The sequence below is a fragment of the Curtobacterium sp. MCLR17_007 genome, assembly GCF_003234655.2.
In the GTDB taxonomy this organism is placed as follows: Bacteria; Actinomycetota; Actinomycetes; order Actinomycetales; family Microbacteriaceae; genus Curtobacterium.
Genome location: NZ_CP126271.1, coordinates 1,055,862 through 1,072,111, shown reverse-complemented (window position 1 = coordinate 1,072,111; position 16,250 = coordinate 1,055,862). Strand labels below are relative to the sequence as shown.

The window sequence follows — 16,250 nt, the reverse complement described above, 5'->3', positions numbered from 1 at the left end:
ACGTGCACGGGCACGTGCCCGGCAGACCCGCGCTCGCACGCGAGTGGGCGGAACCGCAGGGTCCGCAAACGGGACCACCCCGGCATTCCGCCCGCTCGCGTGACCGGGCGACCGCAGGCCGACCGGCCGGGCAGGTGCACGGCCCCGGGCACGCGCACGGCACACCCGTGTTCGCACGCGAGCGGGCGGAACCGCAGGGTCCGCAACCGGACCACCCCGGCACTCCGCCCGCTCGAGGAGCGGAGCGGGGGCTGCAGGGAGCGGAGCGGGGCAGGCGGAGACTTGGCCAGGGCGAGCGGGGCTCTGAGCGGGACCGCCTGGAGGCCCGCAGCAGGTCCGGCGGACCGGCACCGGGCCTCCAGGGGGCGGGTCATCCCCAGCCGTCCGGCCGCGTCCGTGGCCGGGAATAGGATCGTGTGCATGGCAACAGCGAATGACCGCCTCGTCTGGATCGACTGCGAGATGACGGGCCTCGACGTCGAGGTCGACGAACTCGTCGAGGTGGCCGTGGTCGTCACCGACTTCGACCTGAACCCCGTGCACCCCGGCTTCGACATCGTGATCAAGCCCGACCAGTCGGCGCTCGACAACATGAACGAGTTCGTGACGAACATGCACGCGACGTCGGGCCTGGCCGAGGAGATCCCGAACGGCGTGTCCCTGGCGGACGCCGAGTACCAGGTGCTCGAGTACATCCTCGCCCACGTCCCCGCCGAGGGCGCCGCTCCCCTGGCGGGCAACACGATCGGCACCGACCGCGCGTTCCTCGCGAAGTACATGCCGCGCGTCGACGGGCACCTGCACTACCGGAGCGTCGACGTGTCGAGCATCAAGGAGCTCTGCCGGCGCTGGTTCCCGCGCGTGTACTTCAACGCCCCCGAGAAGCACGGCGGGCACCGCGCCCTGGCGGACATCCTCGAGTCGATCCGCGAGCTCGAGTACTACCGGCGTGCGGGCTTCGTCGCGGAGCCCGGGCCCACGACCGACGACGTCCGCGCCGTGTCCGCCGAGGTCGTCGCCGCCTGGGCGCCGCGCCTGGCACCGGAGTCCGCCGAGTAGTGTCCCGCGGGACCTCCGGCGTGTACTACAATCGAGTGGTTGCTTCCGGTTCGCCGGAGTGCACGTGGTGGGTATAGCTCAGCTGGTAGAGCGCCTGGTTGTGGTCTAGGAGGTCGCGGGTTCGAGCCCCGTTACTCACCCCAGTTCTGAACACTGGAACGAAGGGCCCCGTCGCGACGGGGCCCTTCTCCCGTCTTCGCAGGCACCCGTGCCACGATCGATGCCGTGATGGAGATGTCCCCCGAGGCCTTCGAAGCCCTCGTGACCGACGAACTCGACCTGCTCCCGGACGAGATGGTCGACGGCCTCGACAACGTCGTCTTCGTCGTCGAGGACGAACCCGAGGACGGCTCCGAGCTCTTCGGCATCTACGACGGCGTCGCGGCGACCGAGCGCGGCCAGTACGGCTTCGGCGAGCTGCCCGACCGGATCGTGGTGTTCCGGAAGCAGCACCTGGCCGCGTGCGACACCGAGCAGGAGCTCCGCGACGAGGTCCACACCACCCTCGTGCACGAGATCGGGCACTTCCACGGCATCGACGACGAACGCCTGCACGAGCTCGGGTGGGCATGAGCCCGCGCTGACAGCCCCGCCGGGACCGCCGCTCAGGACCGCAGCACCACGTCCGCCAACGCCTCGGGGTGCTCCGCGGCGATGAACGCGTCCTCCTGCCGTGCCCACCGGTCCCACTCCGCCCGGAACACCTCACCGTCCCGGTCGAGTGCCCGACGCTTCCGGACGACCTCGTCCGCGGTGAGCCACACCCGTACCGACGCCAGCGGAGCCGACGCCCGCGAGAGCGCCCCGCACCCCTCGATCACGATCGGCGCGGACGGGTCGAGTTCGACCCAGTCCGCCGGTGCCGAGGCACCCCAGTCCCAGCGTCGGTGGCCCGAGGGCTGACCCAACACGTCCGAGACCACCGCGTCCGCAGCAGCCCGGAGCCCGTCCCACCCCGGGTAGACGTCGTCGAGGTGCACCAGCTGCGCACCGAGCTCACGGGCCAGCGCCGCGCCGAGCGTGGTCTTCCCGGTCCCGGAACGTCCGTCGACCAGGACGACCGAGCGACCGCCGGCCCCAGGTGGAGCCGAACGCGACAGCGAGGCGAGCCGCCCGACGGAGGCGAGCTGCCTGACGGAGGCGAGGCGTGCCTCCAGGTCGTCCGTCTCAGGCACGCCAGGTGCCCGCCGCCACCGACACCGCGATCGAGACGAGCCCGATGCCGACCAGGAGCGCGACCATGCCCCACTCCCGTCCGCCGAACGGCGCCGCCCGGGCCCACGTCCGTCGTCCGGGGGCGCCGAAGCCGCGGGACTCCATCGCGACGGCCAACGTCGTCGCCCGCCGCAGCGCGATGACGAGCAGCGCGAACGCCATCGAGGCCCCGCGCCGGAGCCGCGGACCGTCGCCGAGCCCGCGTGCGCGCCGCGCCATCCCGAGCTGCCGCCAGTCCTGGCCGAGGAGGGTCGTCATCCGGATCGCCGCGAGTGCCCCGAGCACGAAGCGCGCCGGCAGTCGCAGCACCTGCGCGAGCCCGTCGGCCAGGTCCGTCGGGTCGACGCGCACGAACAGCGCGACACTCGGCAGCCCGACGGCGAGCACCCGCAGCATCGTCGCCAGCGCCAGCTCCAGGGACCCGTCCGTGACGTGGGCGAAGCCGAGGTCGAACCACTCCCGGCCGGAGGCCCGTCCGTACAGCGCGATGCTCACCCCGGTCAGCGGAACCGCGAGCAGCACCGGGGACGCGACCAACAGCAACCGGCGGACCGGGACCCGGAGGAGCGGTGCGAGTGCCAGCTCGAGGGCCAGGGCCACGGCGGCCGACACGACGTCGAGGCTGAGGACCAGGCACAGCCCGAGTCCGAGCACGCCGAGCAGGGTCGCGACGGGCTGGACGGGGCGGCGCGCCCCGGAAGCGGTGGGCACGGCGGTGCTGCGGTCGGCCGGCTCGCCGGTGCTGCGTTCGACCGGCACGCCGGATCGCCCGGGAGGTCCGGCTGGTCCGGGCGCGTCGGCGCGCGTCGTCGGGGCGGTCACGACGGATCCGGGGTCGGGTCGGTCAGGCCGGTGGCGGTGAGGACGACCTCGCGGGCGTCGAGCGCACGGACGAGGTCCCGGTCGTGCGTGACGGCGACGACGGCGGTCCCGGCGTCCGCGAGGGCACCGAGCCGTCCGACGACGGCCTGCCACGTGGCTCGGTCCTGCCCCGAGGTCGGTTCGTCGAGCACGAGGACCGGCGGACGCGTGGCCGCGACGGTGCCGATCGCCAGCCGGCGCTGCTCTCCCCCGGACAGCGTGAAGGGGTTCGCGTCCGCCAGGTGGGCGAGGCCGAACGCCGCGAGGAGGTCGTCGACGCGGGCCGCGACCTCATCGGGGTCGGTGCCGAGGGCGACCGGGCCGGCGGCGAGTTCCTCGCGGACGGTGCGGGCGACGAACTGGTGCTCCGGGTCCTGGAAGACCGTGCCGATGCGGGCGGCGAGCTGGCGGCTGGTCCAGGCGTGCGGGGCAGCGTCGGTCGTCGTGGTCGCCGGGGTGGCGGTCGTCGTGGTCGTCGTGGTCGTCGTGGCCGCCGGGGTGGCGGTCGTCGTGGTCGTCGTGGTCGTCGTGGCCGCCGGGGTGGCGGTCGTCGTCGTGAGTGCGTCGGTTGCGCGGAGCGTGCCGTCCGCGGGGCGCAGGAGTCCGGCGAGCGTCAGGCCGAGCGTCGACTTGCCGACGCCGTTCGGCCCCGTGACGGCCAGCACCTCGCCGGCACGGATGGTGAGGTCGATGCCGTGCCCGACGGGATGACGCTTCCCCCGGGCCGTGCCGAGCCCCGCTGCCACGAGCAGGTCCGGGTGACCGACCGGTCCGCGCACGGGGTCGGGCGACCGAGCGGAACCCTGCGCCGGATCCGCGCCGGGCACCCAGACGCCGGCTGCGGTCAGGGACGCGGCGTGCTCGCCCAGGACCCGGGCGGGCGGACCGTCAGCCAGCACACCGCCGCCGGGGGCCAGCAGCACGAGCCGGTCGACCAGGTCGAGCCACGTGCCGATCCGGTGCTCCACCACGAGCATCGTCGCGCCGGTGTCGTCGAGCAGGGAACGGACCGCGTCGTGCACCTGCCGGACGCCGTCGGGGTCGAGGTTGGCGCACGGCTCGTCGAGCACGAGCCCGCCGGGGCGCATCGCGAGCACCCCGGCGAGCGCCAGACGCTGCCGCTGGCCGCCCGACAGCATGGTCGTGGAGCGGTCGAGCGGCAGGTCGAGTCCCACGACGTCCAGCGCTGCCCGCACGCGCGCCCAGGTCTCGGCCCGCGGCACGCCCAGGTTCTCGCAGCCGAAGGCCACGTCGTCGCCGACACGGGACATCACGGTGTGGGCCTCGGGGTCCTGCATGACCAGACCCACCCGGCCGCGGACGGTCCCGGGCGCCGCTCCGTCGACGAGCACCGTTCCCTGCACGGACGCAGCGGTCTCGTCGTCGGGGTCGGGTTCGTCGGAGAGGACCGCCGCGACGGCACGCAGCAGCGTCGACTTGCCGGCACCCGAGGCACCGACGACGGCCACGCGTTCCCCGGGTTCGACCAGCAGGTCGAGGCCGCGGACCGCCCAGGCGTCCCGCCCGGCGTAGCGCCAGCCCCAGTCGCGGAACTCGATCCGGGCGGGGTGCGTACCCGCCCCGGTCACGCCGCGGTGGTCGGGCGGCGCCCGCCGTGCTCGCGACCGCCGCGTCCGCCACCGGCGTGCTCGCGACCGGCCGCGAACGAGGACAGCACCCCGGTGCGGGCGAGGGCGCGGACGATGAGCCACGAACCGAGGCCGGCGATGACCGCACCCGAGATCGTCCCGCAGACGATGTAGACGCCCTTGAACGCGGCGTCGTACCCGGCGTACCAGAGCACCGAGTCGTTGATGCCCATCGCGAGACCGGCGGCGGCCCCGGCGAGGACGACCACGGGCAGTCGGTACACGCGGTACAGGAACAGCGCAAGGACGATCTCCGCGCCGAGCCCCTGGACGAGACCGGCTTCGAGCGTGCTCCAGCCCCACTGCGTCCCGAGCAGCGCCTCGACGCTGGCGGCGACGATCTCGGCGAAGAGGGCCGCACCCGGCTTGCGCACGACGATCGCGACGATCGGACCGGCCAGGAGCCAGACCCCGCCGAACAGGGCCTGCGTGCCGGGCAGGAGCAGGGCGACCGCGGCGGAGAGCGGCTCGTAGCCGAGCTCCCAGAGCTTGAAGACCACGCCGACGGCGACGGCCAGGACGCTGGCGACGACGATGTCGACGACCCGCCAGCGGAGGGAACGGCGCGCGGTGGGCACCGTGGTGGACGGAACTGCTGATGACGTGCCGACAGGCATGTGGACTCCTCCCTGCGCCGGCATGACCCGGATCAGGTTCGACGGTCGGAGCGCTGCTCGCTCCCTCTCAGCCCGGCGATCCCGGACTCCCGTGTGTGTCCCAGCAGTGTACTGCCGGACGCCACGGTTGTGACGTCCGGCAGTGGTGTCGTGCTCGTGCTCGGTCGGGCCTACTTCTTGAGGACGCGGATGAGCTTGCGGAGGACCGTGCCCGTGACCCAGATGACCGGGATGCACACCACCATGAGCGAGATGAGGTTCGGTTCGAACTCCAGGTCCTTGCCGGGGCGACGGACGTAGGCGCCGACGGGGAGCGTCGCGCCGCCGCCACCACCGCCCCCGTTCTGGTCGTCGCCGCCACCCCCGAAGCCGAACCAGCCGACCGACACCGGGATGAGTGTCTGGTCACCGACCTCGACCGGGTCTCCGTAGTTCGTGGAGACGCCGACGGGGCGCACCTTGTCTGCGATCTGCGTGACGATGTTGGTCATGGCGTGAGGTTACTCCGGAGCACCCCTGTGAGCGGTTGGAGCTGTCCACAGGCCCCTCGGGGCGGCGGACAGCACAGGAAGGCGTCGATACGCTCATCGAGACACCTGGAGGCTCGTTTGCACACCTGGCCCGGCAACCCCTACCCGCTCGGCGCGACGTACGACGGCAGTGGGACGAACTTCGCGATCTTCAGCGAGGTGGCCGAACGCGTGGAGCTCTGCCTCTTCGACGACGACGGCACCGAGGAGTGCGTCCCGCTCGTCGAGGTCGACGCCTACGTCTGGCACGCCTACCTGCCGAACATCGGCCCCGGACAGCTCTACGGGTTCCGCGTCCACGGCGCGTACGACCCCGCGACCGGCTCGCGCTGCAACCCCGCCAAGCTGCTGCTCGACCCCTACGCCAAGGCCACGAGTGGCGACATCGACTGGGACCAGTCGCTGTTCTCGTACACGTTCGGTGACCCCGACTCGACCAACGACGAGGACTCGGCCGCGCACATGGTCAAGGGCGTGGTGATCAACCCGTTCTTCGACTGGCAGGGCGACCGTGCCCCGCGCATCCCGTACGGCGAGACCGTCATCTACGAAGCGCACGTCAAGGGCCTCACCGAGACCCACCCCGACGTCCCCGAAGACCAGCGCGGCACGTACGCCGGCGTGGGGCACCCGGCGGTCATCGAGCACCTGCAGCGCCTGGGCATCACCACCCTCGAGCTCATGCCCGTGCACCAGTTCGTCAACGACTCGACCCTGCAGGACAAGGGCCTGTCGAACTACTGGGGCTACAACACCATCGGCTTCTTCGCACCGCACTCGCACTACTCGTCCTCGGGCGACGGTGGCCAGCAGGTGCAGGAGTTCAAGACGATGGTGCGCGAGCTGCACCGCGCCGGCATCGAAGTGGTCATCGACGTCGTCTACAACCACACCGCCGAGGGCAACCACCTCGGCCCGACGCTGTCGTTCCGCGGCATCGACAACGCCGCCTACTACCGTCTGATGGACGACGACAGGCGGTACTACATGGACGTGACGGGCACCGGCAACTCGCTCAACGTCGGCCACCCGCACTCGCTGCAGCTCATCATGGACTCGCTGCGCTACTGGGTGACCGAGATGCACGTCGACGGCTTCCGCTTCGACCTGGCGGCCGCACTCGCCCGTGAGTTCTACGAGGTCGACCGGCTGTCGGCGTTCTTCGAACTGGTCCAGCAGGACCCGATCGTGTCGCAGGTCAAGCTCATCGCCGAGCCGTGGGACGTCGGCCCCGGTGGCTACCAGGTCGGCAACTTCCCCCCGCAGTGGTCCGAGTGGAACGGCAAGTACCGCGACACCGTCCGCGACTTCTGGCGCGGCGAGCCCTCGACGCTCGGCGAGTTCGCGTCCCGCATCTCGGGCTCGGCCGACCTGTACGAGCACGACGGCCGCACCCCCAAGGCCAGCATCAACTTCATCACCGCGCACGACGGCTTCACGCTGTACGACCTGGTCGCCTACAACGAGAAGCACAACCAGGCCAACGGCGAGGACAACAACGACGGCGAGAGCCACAACCGCTCGTGGAACTCCGGGGCCGAGGGCCCGACGGACGACCCGGCGGTGAACGCACTGCGCACCCAGCGGCAGCGGAACTTCCTGGCGACGCTGCTGCTGAGCCAGGGCGTGCCGATGATCGCGCACGGCGACGAGCTCGGACGCACGCAGTCGGGCAACAACAACGTCTATGCCCAGGACTCCGCCATCAGCTGGATCGACTGGGAGACCGCGGACCAGGACCTCGTCCAGTTCACCGCCGACCTGCTCAAGCTCCGGCACGACCACCCGACCTTCCGACGGACCCGGTACTTCAACGGCCGTCCGGTCCGGCGCGGTCAGGACGAACCCCTGCCGGACGTGGTGTGGCTGACGCCGTCGGGCGACGCGATGGAACCCGAGGACTGGGACTCCGGCTTCGGCAAGAGCGTCGGCATGTACCTCAACGGTGACGGCATCCGGGGGCGCGACGCCCGCGGCGACCGGGTCACCGACGTGGCCTTCATCACCTACTTCAACGCGCACGACGACGTCGTGCGGTTCACGCTCCCGCCAGAGGAGTACTCCCCCGGGTGGACCGTCCGGATCGACACGGCCGAACCCGGAGCGCGCGAGACCGTCCTCGACGCGGGGTCGCCGCTCGACGTCCCGGCCCGGTCGATGATCGTGCTGCGCGCCGAGCCCGACCACGAAGTCACGGTCACCCCGGTCGACACCCAGACGGCCGGCGCCCCGGCGCCACGGGCACCGCAGGACGCGGTCACCCCGGCGAACCCGGCCGGTTCCACGGCCCCCAGCGCCACGGCGCAGAACGGAGCACCCCAGTGACCAAGCGGACCCCGGTCTCGACCTACCGGCTGCAGGTCTCGCCGGACTTCGACCTGTCCGCCGCGACCGACGTCGTCGAGTACGTGCGCGACCTCGGTGCGGACTGGCTCTACCTGTCACCCGTGCTGCAGGCCGAGGCCGGTTCCGCGCACGGGTACGACGTGGTCGACCACACGCACGTCGACACCGAGCGCGGCGGCGACGACGCGTTCCGTGCGCTGACACAGGCGGCTCACGCGGCCGGACTCGGCGTGCTCGTGGACATCGTCCCGAACCACGTCGGGGTCGCCACCCCGGAGTCCAACCCGTGGTGGTGGTCGCTGCTCGAGCGCGGCCAGGAGAGCCCGGTCGCATCGGCCTTCGACGTCGACTGGCAGGCCGGTGACGGTCGCCTGCGGGTCCCCGTGCTCGACGACCGCATGCTCGACGGGGTCGAGCTCGACATCAGCGACCCGGACAGCCCGGTCCTGCGCGTCGGACCGACGGCCTACCCGACGGCACCCGGCACGGTGCACCCCGGGGACGACGTCCAGACCGTGCACGACCGGCAGCACTACGAGTTCATCCACTGGAAGCGCGCCGACCACGACCTGAACTACCGCCGGTTCTTCGCGGTGAACACGCTCGCGGCGATCCGCGTCGAGGACCCCGAGGTCTTCGCGGCCTCGCACACCGTCATCGGCGAGTGGTTCCGCGACGACCTGGTCGACGGGCTCCGGATCGACCACCCGGACGGCCTGTACGACCCGGCCGGGTACCTCGAGGACCTCCGCGCCCTGACCGGTGGCGCCTACACGCTCGTCGAGAAGATCCTCGAACCGGGCGAGGAACTGCCCGCCAGCTGGCCGGTCGACGGCACGACCGGGTACGACGCGCTCGGCACCATGGACCGCGTGTTCGTGGACCCCCGCGGCGAGGAGTCCCTCTGGGCGACCGTCGAGTCGGAGCCCGCCGACTGGCACGCCCTCACCCACGACACCCGCCGCGGCATCGCCGACGGGATCCTCGGCAGCGAGGTCGAGCGCCTGGCCCGACTGCTCGAGGCCGACGGGTCCGAGATCGACCACGCTCGACTGGTCGACGCCCTCGCCGAGGTCATCGCGTGCTTCGACGTGTACCGGACCTACCTCCCCGAGGGTTCCCGGTACCTGATCGACGCACTCGAGGGCGCCGCCGAGACCCGACCGGACCTGAGCGACGTCATCGACCGCATCGCCCCCACGCTGGTGGACCCGTCCAGTGCGGCGGGGCTCCGTCTGCAGCAGACGAGCGGCATGGTGATGGCGAAGGGCGTCGAGGACACCGCGTTCTACCGCTCCGCCAAGCTCAGCTCGCTCAGCGAGGTCGGCGGCGACCCCAGCATCTTCGCCGTCACGGTGGACGAGTTCCACGCCGCACAGCGCGAGCGCCTGGCGAGCTGGCCGCACACGATGACCACGCTGACCACGCACGACACCAAGCGGAGCGAGGACACCCGCGCCCGCATCGCGGTGCTGGCCGAACTGGGCGACGAGTGGACCGAGACGTTCCGACGGCTGAACACCCTCGCGCCGCTCGAGGACGAGGTGTTCGCGAACCTGCTCTGGCAGGCGATCGTCGGTGCCCGTCCGGCCAGCCGGGAACGCCTGCACGCCTACGCCGAGAAGGCGTCGCGCGAGGCCGGCGACAGCACGACGTGGACCGACCCCGACCAGGACTTCGAGGGTCGGATGCACGCCCTCGTCGACGCCGCGTTCGACGACCCGACCGTGGTCGCCGTGCTCGACGACCTCGACGACCGGATCAACGCCGCCGGCTGGTCGAACGGCCTCGGACTGAAGCTCGTCCAGCTGACCGCTCCCGGCGTCCCCGACGTCTACCAGGGCACCGAGTTCTGGGACCGCTCCCTGGTCGACCCAGACAACCGCCGTGCGGTCGACTACGCCGAGCGCCGACGTGTCCTGGCCGAACTCGACGGCCCCGACGACGACGGCCCCGAAGTCCTGCCCTCGGTCGATCTCGACGGTGCCGCGAAGCTGCTGGTCACCAGCCGTGCCCTGCGACTGCGGCGCGACCACTCCGACCTCTTCTCGCGGCACCTCGCGGTCGAGGCCACGGGCAGCGCGGCCGACCACGTGGTCGCCTTCGACCGCGGCGGTGCGGTGACCGTCGCCACGCGACTGCCGATCGGCCTCGAACGGGTCGGCGGGTGGGGTGACACCTGCATCCACCCGGTCCCGGTCGACCGCGTCGACGTCCTCACGGGTCGGCGCATCCCGGCGACGCGCGGCATCCAGCTCGCCGAGCTGCTCACCACCTACCCCGTCGCACTGCTGGTGCCGGCGGACCGCCTCGGTGCGGCCGGCCACGCTGACGCCGCGACCGACCAGTCCGCCGGACCCGACGCGACCGCACCCGAGACGGACGCGCAGGCCGAGACGGACGCGCAGGCCGAGATCGAGATCCTGGAGGGTCACGCATGACCGCACCCGACCGTTATGCCGTCTGGGCGCCGACCCCTGAGCGTGTGCGCCTGGTCGTCGACGGCGCCGAGTACCCGCTGACCCGCGGCGACGACGACTGGTGGCGGACCGATGCGATCGTCCCCGTCGTGGGCGCTCGCTACGGGTTCCGCATCGACGACGACGACGCGGTCCGACCGGATCCCCGCAGCCGCTGGCAGCCCGAGGGCGTGCACGGCCCGTCCGAGGTCGTCGACCCCGCGCGGTTCGCCTGGACCGACGAGTCGTGGACGGGTCGTCCGGCCCGCGGGGCGGTCATCTACGAGATGCACATCGGCACCTACACGCCCGAGGGCACGCTCGACGCGGCCGCCGCCAAGCTCGACCACCTGGTCGAACTGGGTGTGGAGTTCGTCGAGCTGCTGCCGGTCAACGGCGTCAACGGCGAGTGGAACTGGGGCTACGACGGCGTCGCGTGGTACGCCGTGCACGCACCGTACGGTGGACCGGACGCCTACGACCGGTTCGTCGACACCGCGCACGCGCTGGGGCTCGGCGTGATCCAGGACGTCGTCTACAACCACCTCGGTCCGAGCGGCAACTACCTGCCGCTGTACGGCCCGTACCTGACGCAGGGCCTGGCGAACACCTGGGGCGACTCGGTCAACGTCGAAGAACCCGAGGTCCGCCGCTACGTCCTCGACAACGTGCGGATGTGGCTGCGCGACCACCACGTCGACGGGCTCCGGCTCGACGCCGTGCACGCGATCCGCGACACCTCGCGGCCGCACGTGCTGGCCGAGATGGCGTCGGAGTCCGAGGCGTTCGCGACCTTCACGGGCATCCCGCGCTCGTTGATCGCGGAGTCCGACCTGAACGACCCGATCATGTTCCGCTCGCAGGACGCCGCCGGCTACGGGCTCGCCGGGCAGTGGTCCGACGACTTCCACCACGCGGTGCACGTCGCGCTCACGGGCGAGACGACCGGGTACTACGCCGACTTCGCGCCGCTGTCGGCGCTGGCGAAGGTGCTGCACGAGGGTTTCTTCCACGACGGCACCTGGTCCTCGTTCCGCGGCAAGCGGCACGGTCGTCCGATCGACCGCGGCACCTCCCCCGCGACGGCGCTCGTGGTCGCGAACCAGAACCACGACCAGATCGGCAACCGGGCCACCGGAGACCGCCTGGCCGCGACGCTCGACGACGAGGGGCTGGTCATCGCGGCTGCCCTGACGCTGCTCGGCCCGTTCACGCCGATGCTGTTCATGGGCGAGGAGTTCGCCGCGACCACCCCGTGGCAGTTCTTCACCTCGCACCCCGAGCCCGAGCTCGGCAAGGTGACGGCCGAGGGACGCATCAAGGAGTTCGCACAGCACGGGTGGGACGAGTCCGTCGTCCCCGACCCGCAGGACCCGGCGACGTTCCAGGACTCCAAGCTCGACTGGTCCGACGCGACGTCAGCGCGCGGATCGGCCATCCTGCGCGCCTACCGTGTGCTCGTCGCACTCCGGCGCACCGACGAGGCCTTCGTCGACCCCCGCTACGAGGCGAACGCCGTGCGGTTCGACGAGGACCAGCGGTGGCTCGTGCTCACCCGAGGGCTGCTCGGTCCGACCGCGTCGCCGGTGCACGTCGTGGTGAACTTCCTCGACGACGCCGCAACCGTGCCGGTGCCCGGGGCGACCGGCGAGGTCCTCTACGCCTTCGGGGCCGCCTCGGTCGACGACGACGACCCCGAGACGGTCCACTGCAACGGGCGCGGGATCCTGGTCGTGCGCTGACGCGACGCCGCGACACCACGCATGACAGGGGCGGGACGGCCGAAGCCGTCCCGCCCCTATCGTGTCGGGGAGCAGTCCCGGGATCCTCAGCGGATCGGGTTCGGCACGGCGTGTGCGTTGCGCCGCACGGACGGCAGCGGCTTGTGCTCCGTGGCGAGCGCACGGACCTCGCGCAGACGGCGGTCGATGCCCCACTTCGTGACGAGGGTCAGGCTCTCGCGGACGATGTTGCCGCTCATCTTGGACACGCCGAACTCACGCTCGGTGAACGTGATCGGCGTCTCGACGACCTGCAGGCCGGCCTCGAGGGCACGCCAGCACAGGTCGACCTGGAAGCAGTACCCCTTGGACGCGATCCCGGACAGGTCGATGCGCTCGAGCGCCGACCGGGTGAAGACGCGGAACCCGCCGGTCGCGTCGCGCACGGCGATGCCGAGCGCGAGTCGCGTGTACAGGTTGCCACCGCGGGAGAGGAGCTCGCGGTGCCACGGCCAGTTCTCGACCTCGCCGCCGTGGATCCAGCGGGAGCCGAGGACCAGGTCGTTCGAGTCGGCCAGCTCGAGCATCCACGGCAGGTACTCGGGGTGGTGCGAGCCGTCTGCGTCCATCTCGACGAGCTTGTCGTACCCGTTCGCCAGGCCCCAGTCGAAGCCGGCCAGGTAGGCACCGCCGAGCCCGTTCTTCTCGGTGCGGTGGAGCACGTGCACCCGGTCGGTCTCCGTCGTCATGGCGTCGGCGATGTCGCCGGTGCCGTCGGGCGAGTTGTCGTCGACGACCAGCACGTGGACGTGCTCATCGGTGGCGGCCAGGGTGCGCTCCACGATCGGACGGATGTTCTCCGCCTCGTCGTAGGTCGGGATGATGACCAGGGTCTCGCTCATGATGCTCCTCGGGTGCTTCTGGTCGAACGTATCGGGCGTGTGCTGGGTCAGGAGTCCGACAGCTCTGCGAACACGATCAGGTTGTCTGTGTAGTGCCCGGTGGCGGTGTCGAAGGTGCCGTCGCACGTGATGAGCCGCAGGGTCGGCGTGGGGGTCACGCCGTAGACGTCGCTCGTCGGGAACGCCGACTTCGCAGCCCGTTCGGTGCGGTCCACGGTGAAGGTCCGGGTCGTGCCGTCGGTCATCGCGACGTGGATCTGGTCACCCGACACGAGTTCGTCCAGGCGGAAGAACACCGCGGCGCTGGTCGGGCTGTCGACGTGGCCGGCGATGACGGCGGGACCGACCTCGCCGGGGACGATGCCGTCGCTGAACCAGCCGGCGTCGTCCCACCCGGTCGGCGGGTCGAGTTCGCCGGCCGACCCGCGGTGCAGGTCCTCCAGTGCGGCGTCGACCCCGATGGCCGGGATCGTCACGCGCGCGGGCGTCGCGTCGGACTTGGCCACGGGAGCCGCCGGGTCCTGGAACCCGGTCGTGTCCCGGTCCCCGCCACCGGAGGCCCCCGGAGCAGCGGACCCGGAGGCCCCGGCAGCCCCCGAGGACGACGCCCCGGGCCCGGAGGTCGGTGCCGCGACGGGCGCGTTGCCCGCGGCGACGGCGACACCGGTGACCACGGCAGCCGCCACGACCACCGTCGCCACACCGGCGACGACGACCCCGAGGCGCCGTCCGGACCACCGCGAAGGGGTGCGGGCAGCCACCCGACGCCCGCTCACGAGGCGCCTCCCGCGTCGCCGGCGCATCCGCCGAGCACGTCGGAGGTGAGCATCGTGGCACCGAGGGCGGCCCACGCGTCGCCGTAGTACGTCGGCGTGGTGGCCGAGGTGCGGTCCGCGCGCTCGAGGTCCGCGGTCGCGGCACCGGTCGCACCGGAGGCCTGCTCGGCGGCGGCTCGGGCGACGTACGCCAGGGCGCTCCGGTCCCCCGTCACGGCGGTGCCGCCGAGGTCGAGCTGCGCGGCGAGCTGGGTCGTCCGACGGAGCGTCGGCGCGATGGACCCGGCGAGCGCCCGGTCTGCGGTGGTGCATGCCTCGGCGTACCGGACCGGCAGACGCATGGCGTCGTAGCCGTACAGCACGCGGGCGTCGTTCCCGGTGGCGGGCATCGGGTCGACGCTGCCGTCGGCGTGCACCTGCGACCAGTCGCTCGGCAGGTCGGTCTTGTCGAGCACGGCCGCGGTCGCAGCGGACGAGCCCCGCTCGAGCTCCTGCCAGCGGTCGTCGCCCGTGGCCTCGGCGAGCACCCGGTAGGCCGCGGGCGAGGCGTAGGAGGCGTCGTAGCGGTACGGCTCGGTGTCGGCCCAGGGACCGGGCAGCAGGATGCGGCCGAGGTCGGTGGTCGCGGTCTCGTGGTCGAGCACGGCGGCGGCCATGCGCTTGCCCGCCGCGGTGTACCGGTCGTCGTCCCAGGTCTTCCCCGCGAGCACGAGTGCCCGTGCAGCGTCGAGGTCGGCGTCGGACGCGGACTGGTCGTCGGCGACCCCGCCGTCGGGCGTCCAGCGCCAGGCGAGCAGGTCGTCGTCGGTCAGCAGGTGGCGCTTCGTCCACGACCAGATGTCGCCGAAGCGCTCCCGGTCACCCGCGGCGTAGGCGATGAGCAGGCCGTACGCCTGCCCCTCGCTGACGGTGTCGCTGCCCTGGTCCTTGCGGACCACGCGGCCGTCCTCGACGTAGCGGTCGAGGAAGTCGGTGCGGAGCTGCGCCACCGAGCGGACACCGCTCGGCGCCGTGGTCGAGGTCGGTGTGGACGCGCCCCCGGCGTCCGGTGCCGGGTCGGCCCAGGGGTGGACCGCCGCGACGGCGATCCCCCCGGCGACGACGACGGCCGTGAGCGCCACGGCGGTGACGGGGATCCAGTTCCTGCGGGTCATGCTGGCTCGCTCTCTGCTGGTGGGTGGGGCACGGGACGGGAGGCGCGGACCACGTGAGCGGATCGGCTCAGGCGGTCCGGGCCTCCAGTCCGGATCAGTGGAACAGTCCGCGGAACGCGCGGATGACCGAGTGCAGGAAGTCGGTCGCGCCGCGGTCGGCGGCCGTGCCGCCGCCACCCGTCTGGACGCCGCCGCTCGGGGTGGTGGCGGTCGCCGCCGCGTCGGTGACCGGCACGATCGTCAGGTCGCCCTTGCTGTCGTCCAGGACGAACAGGGTCGAGACGGTGTTGCCCGCCAGGTCCAGCTTCGCGCTGCCGGTCTGGCCACCACCGGAGACGTCGAGGTCCCATTTGCCCGCGGCGACGGTCGCGTACTGCGACGCCGAACCGAAGGCGGCGTCGGAGGCGACCTGGGTGCCGTCCGACGCGGTGACGTCGACCTTCTTCGCCGTGGTGGCGGCCTGGACGAGCCGGAGCTTCGCCTTGCCGTCGCCCGGCTGCTGCAGGTCGTCCGTGTAGGCCGCGGTCTTCAGCGAGGTGTTCTTGCCGTAGGCGACCACGGTGCTGGCGTTGCCGGGCTGCACCGTGACGTCGGTCGAGATGACCGGCGTGGAGTCCGGAGCGTCGGCGGCGCGCATCGAGAGCACGTAGGTGCCGCTCGGGAGCTCCTGGTACCCGCTCACCTGGCCGTAGGTGACGTCGTCGAGCCCGAAGACCTTCTTGCCGCCGGCCAGGCTCGACAGTTCGACGTCGACGCCCTTCGTGTCGGGCGACAGGTGGCCGACGCGGAGCCAGCCGTCGTCGGTGGCGGCGGTCGCGGACTGGGGGGCGGCCAGGCCCACGGTGGCGGCGACGAGGGTCGCGGCGAGGGCTCCGACCACCGCGATGCGACGGCGGGGGTGACGTGCGGTCGTGGTCTGGGGTGCAGCGGCGTTCATGGTCGTGCTCCTTCGGGTCGGGTC

At 72.2% G+C, this 16,250-nt stretch carries 14 protein-coding genes, 1 tRNA gene and 1 riboswitch; of the genes, 6 read left to right on the top strand and 9 right to left on the bottom strand.

Annotation, left to right across the window (positions count from 1 at the left end; genetic code table 11):
• The first annotated feature begins 420 nt into the window (after positions 1 to 420).
• The 3 genes from orn (at position 421) to DEJ13_RS05160 (ending at position 1,632) form a co-directional block, all read left to right on the top strand.
• Positions 421 to 1,059, top strand: a complete 639-nt coding sequence (gene orn / locus DEJ13_RS05170) for an oligoribonuclease (protein ID WP_111108115.1) — start codon at positions 421 to 423, stop codon at positions 1,057 to 1,059.
• Positions 1,060 to 1,126: 67 nt separating this feature from the next.
• Positions 1,127 to 1,202: transfer RNA gene (locus tag DEJ13_RS05165), tRNA-His, on the top strand.
• 85 nt (positions 1,203 to 1,287) lie between these two features.
• Entirely contained in the window at positions 1,288 to 1,632 is a 345-nt protein-coding gene (locus tag DEJ13_RS05160) for a metallopeptidase family protein (RefSeq protein WP_111108116.1), read from the top strand.
• A 32-nt stretch (positions 1,633 to 1,664) separates the two neighbouring features.
• On the opposite strand, the gene DEJ13_RS05155 is transcribed toward DEJ13_RS05160, so the two are convergent.
• The 5 genes from DEJ13_RS05155 to DEJ13_RS05135 all read right to left on the bottom strand — a co-directional run bounded on the left by DEJ13_RS05155 (position 1,665) and on the right by DEJ13_RS05135 (position 5,892).
• On the bottom strand, positions 1,665 to 2,234 hold the full coding sequence (locus DEJ13_RS05155) for a nucleoside/nucleotide kinase family protein (protein ID WP_258374202.1): 570 nt from the start codon (positions 2,232 to 2,234) through the stop codon (positions 1,665 to 1,667).
• Positions 2,227 to 3,033: an energy-coupling factor transporter transmembrane component T family protein gene (locus DEJ13_RS05150; protein WP_258374203.1), complete on the bottom strand. Its 807-nt coding sequence runs from the start codon at positions 3,031 to 3,033 to the stop codon at positions 2,227 to 2,229. Before DEJ13_RS05150 ends, DEJ13_RS05155 begins: the two co-directional genes overlap by 8 nt.
• A 59-nt stretch (positions 3,034 to 3,092) precedes the next feature.
• Positions 3,093 to 4,724: an ABC transporter ATP-binding protein gene (locus tag DEJ13_RS05145; protein WP_082517876.1), complete on the bottom strand. Its 1,632-nt coding sequence runs from the start codon at positions 4,722 to 4,724 to the stop codon at positions 3,093 to 3,095.
• Positions 4,721 to 5,401, bottom strand: a complete 681-nt coding sequence (locus DEJ13_RS05140; protein WP_111108140.1) for an ECF transporter S component — start codon at positions 5,399 to 5,401, stop codon at positions 4,721 to 4,723. The genes DEJ13_RS05145 and DEJ13_RS05140 overlap by 4 nt, the downstream gene beginning before the upstream one ends.
• Positions 5,393 to 5,504: riboswitch (TPP riboswitch) on the bottom strand. It overlaps the preceding gene by 9 nt.
• A 67-nt stretch (positions 5,505 to 5,571) precedes the next feature.
• Positions 5,572 to 5,892, bottom strand: a complete 321-nt coding sequence (locus DEJ13_RS05135; protein ID WP_056122020.1) for a hypothetical protein — start codon at positions 5,890 to 5,892, stop codon at positions 5,572 to 5,574.
• 117 nt (positions 5,893 to 6,009) lie between these two features.
• Between DEJ13_RS05135 and glgX the strand changes: the two genes are divergently transcribed.
• Genes glgX through treZ form a run of 3 tightly spaced genes read left to right on the top strand, consistent with a single transcriptional unit; the run spans position 6,010 to position 12,478 of the window.
• Positions 6,010 to 8,256, top strand: a complete 2,247-nt coding sequence (gene glgX, locus DEJ13_RS05130; RefSeq protein ID WP_111108117.1) for a glycogen debranching protein GlgX — start codon at positions 6,010 to 6,012, stop codon at positions 8,254 to 8,256.
• The gene (gene treY, locus DEJ13_RS05125) at positions 8,253 to 10,718 is read left to right on the top strand and encodes a malto-oligosyltrehalose synthase (protein ID WP_111108118.1); all 2,466 of its coding nucleotides are present in this window, start codon (positions 8,253 to 8,255) and stop codon (positions 10,716 to 10,718) included. The genes glgX and treY overlap by 4 nt, the downstream gene beginning before the upstream one ends.
• Complete coding sequence (gene treZ / locus DEJ13_RS05120) at positions 10,715 to 12,478, top strand: malto-oligosyltrehalose trehalohydrolase (RefSeq protein WP_111108119.1); 1,764 nt, start codon at positions 10,715 to 10,717, stop codon at positions 12,476 to 12,478. The genes treY and treZ overlap by 4 nt, the downstream gene beginning before the upstream one ends.
• 86 nt (positions 12,479 to 12,564) lie before the next feature.
• On the opposite strand, the gene DEJ13_RS05115 is transcribed toward treZ, so the two are convergent.
• The 4 genes from DEJ13_RS05115 to DEJ13_RS05100 form a co-directional block, all read right to left on the bottom strand.
• Positions 12,565 to 13,359, bottom strand: coding sequence for a polyprenol monophosphomannose synthase (locus DEJ13_RS05115; RefSeq protein ID WP_111108120.1), 795 nt, complete (start codon positions 13,357 to 13,359; stop codon positions 12,565 to 12,567).
• 47 nt (positions 13,360 to 13,406) lie between these two features.
• Entirely contained in the window at positions 13,407 to 14,120 is a 714-nt protein-coding gene (locus DEJ13_RS05110) for a class F sortase (protein WP_181437149.1), read from the bottom strand.
• An 11-nt stretch (positions 14,121 to 14,131) separates the two neighbouring features.
• On the bottom strand, positions 14,132 to 15,289 hold the full coding sequence (locus DEJ13_RS05105) for a family 8 glycosyl hydrolase (RefSeq protein WP_111108122.1): 1,158 nt from the start codon (positions 15,287 to 15,289) through the stop codon (positions 14,132 to 14,134).
• 94 nt (positions 15,290 to 15,383) lie between these two features.
• The gene (locus tag DEJ13_RS05100) at positions 15,384 to 16,226 is read right to left on the bottom strand and encodes a DUF4397 domain-containing protein (protein ID WP_082517877.1); all 843 of its coding nucleotides are present in this window, start codon (positions 16,224 to 16,226) and stop codon (positions 15,384 to 15,386) included.
• Between the last annotated feature and the right edge of the window lie 24 nt (positions 16,227 to 16,250).

Bases quoted from the DNA above. Each gene is read 5' to 3' on its own strand.
- orn (WP_111108115.1), top strand. From the start codon at position 421: ATGGCAACAGCGAATGACCGCCTCGTCTGGATCGACTGCGAGATGACG.
- DEJ13_RS05160 (WP_111108116.1), top strand. From the start codon at position 1,288: ATGGAGATGTCCCCCGAGGCCTTCGAAGCCCTCGTGACCGACGAACTC.
- DEJ13_RS05140 (WP_111108140.1), bottom strand. From the start codon at position 5,401: ATGCCTGTCGGCACGTCATCAGCAGTTCCGTCCACCACGGTGCCCACC.
- DEJ13_RS05135 (WP_056122020.1), bottom strand. From the start codon at position 5,892: ATGACCAACATCGTCACGCAGATCGCAGACAAGGTGCGCCCCGTCGGC.
- treZ (WP_111108119.1), top strand. From the start codon at position 10,715: ATGACCGCACCCGACCGTTATGCCGTCTGGGCGCCGACCCCTGAGCGT.
- DEJ13_RS05115 (WP_111108120.1), bottom strand. From the start codon at position 13,359: ATGAGCGAGACCCTGGTCATCATCCCGACCTACGACGAGGCGGAGAAC.
- DEJ13_RS05105 (WP_111108122.1), bottom strand. From the start codon at position 15,289: ATGACCCGCAGGAACTGGATCCCCGTCACCGCCGTGGCGCTCACGGCC.
- DEJ13_RS05100 (WP_082517877.1), bottom strand. From the start codon at position 16,226: ATGAACGCCGCTGCACCCCAGACCACGACCGCACGTCACCCCCGCCGT.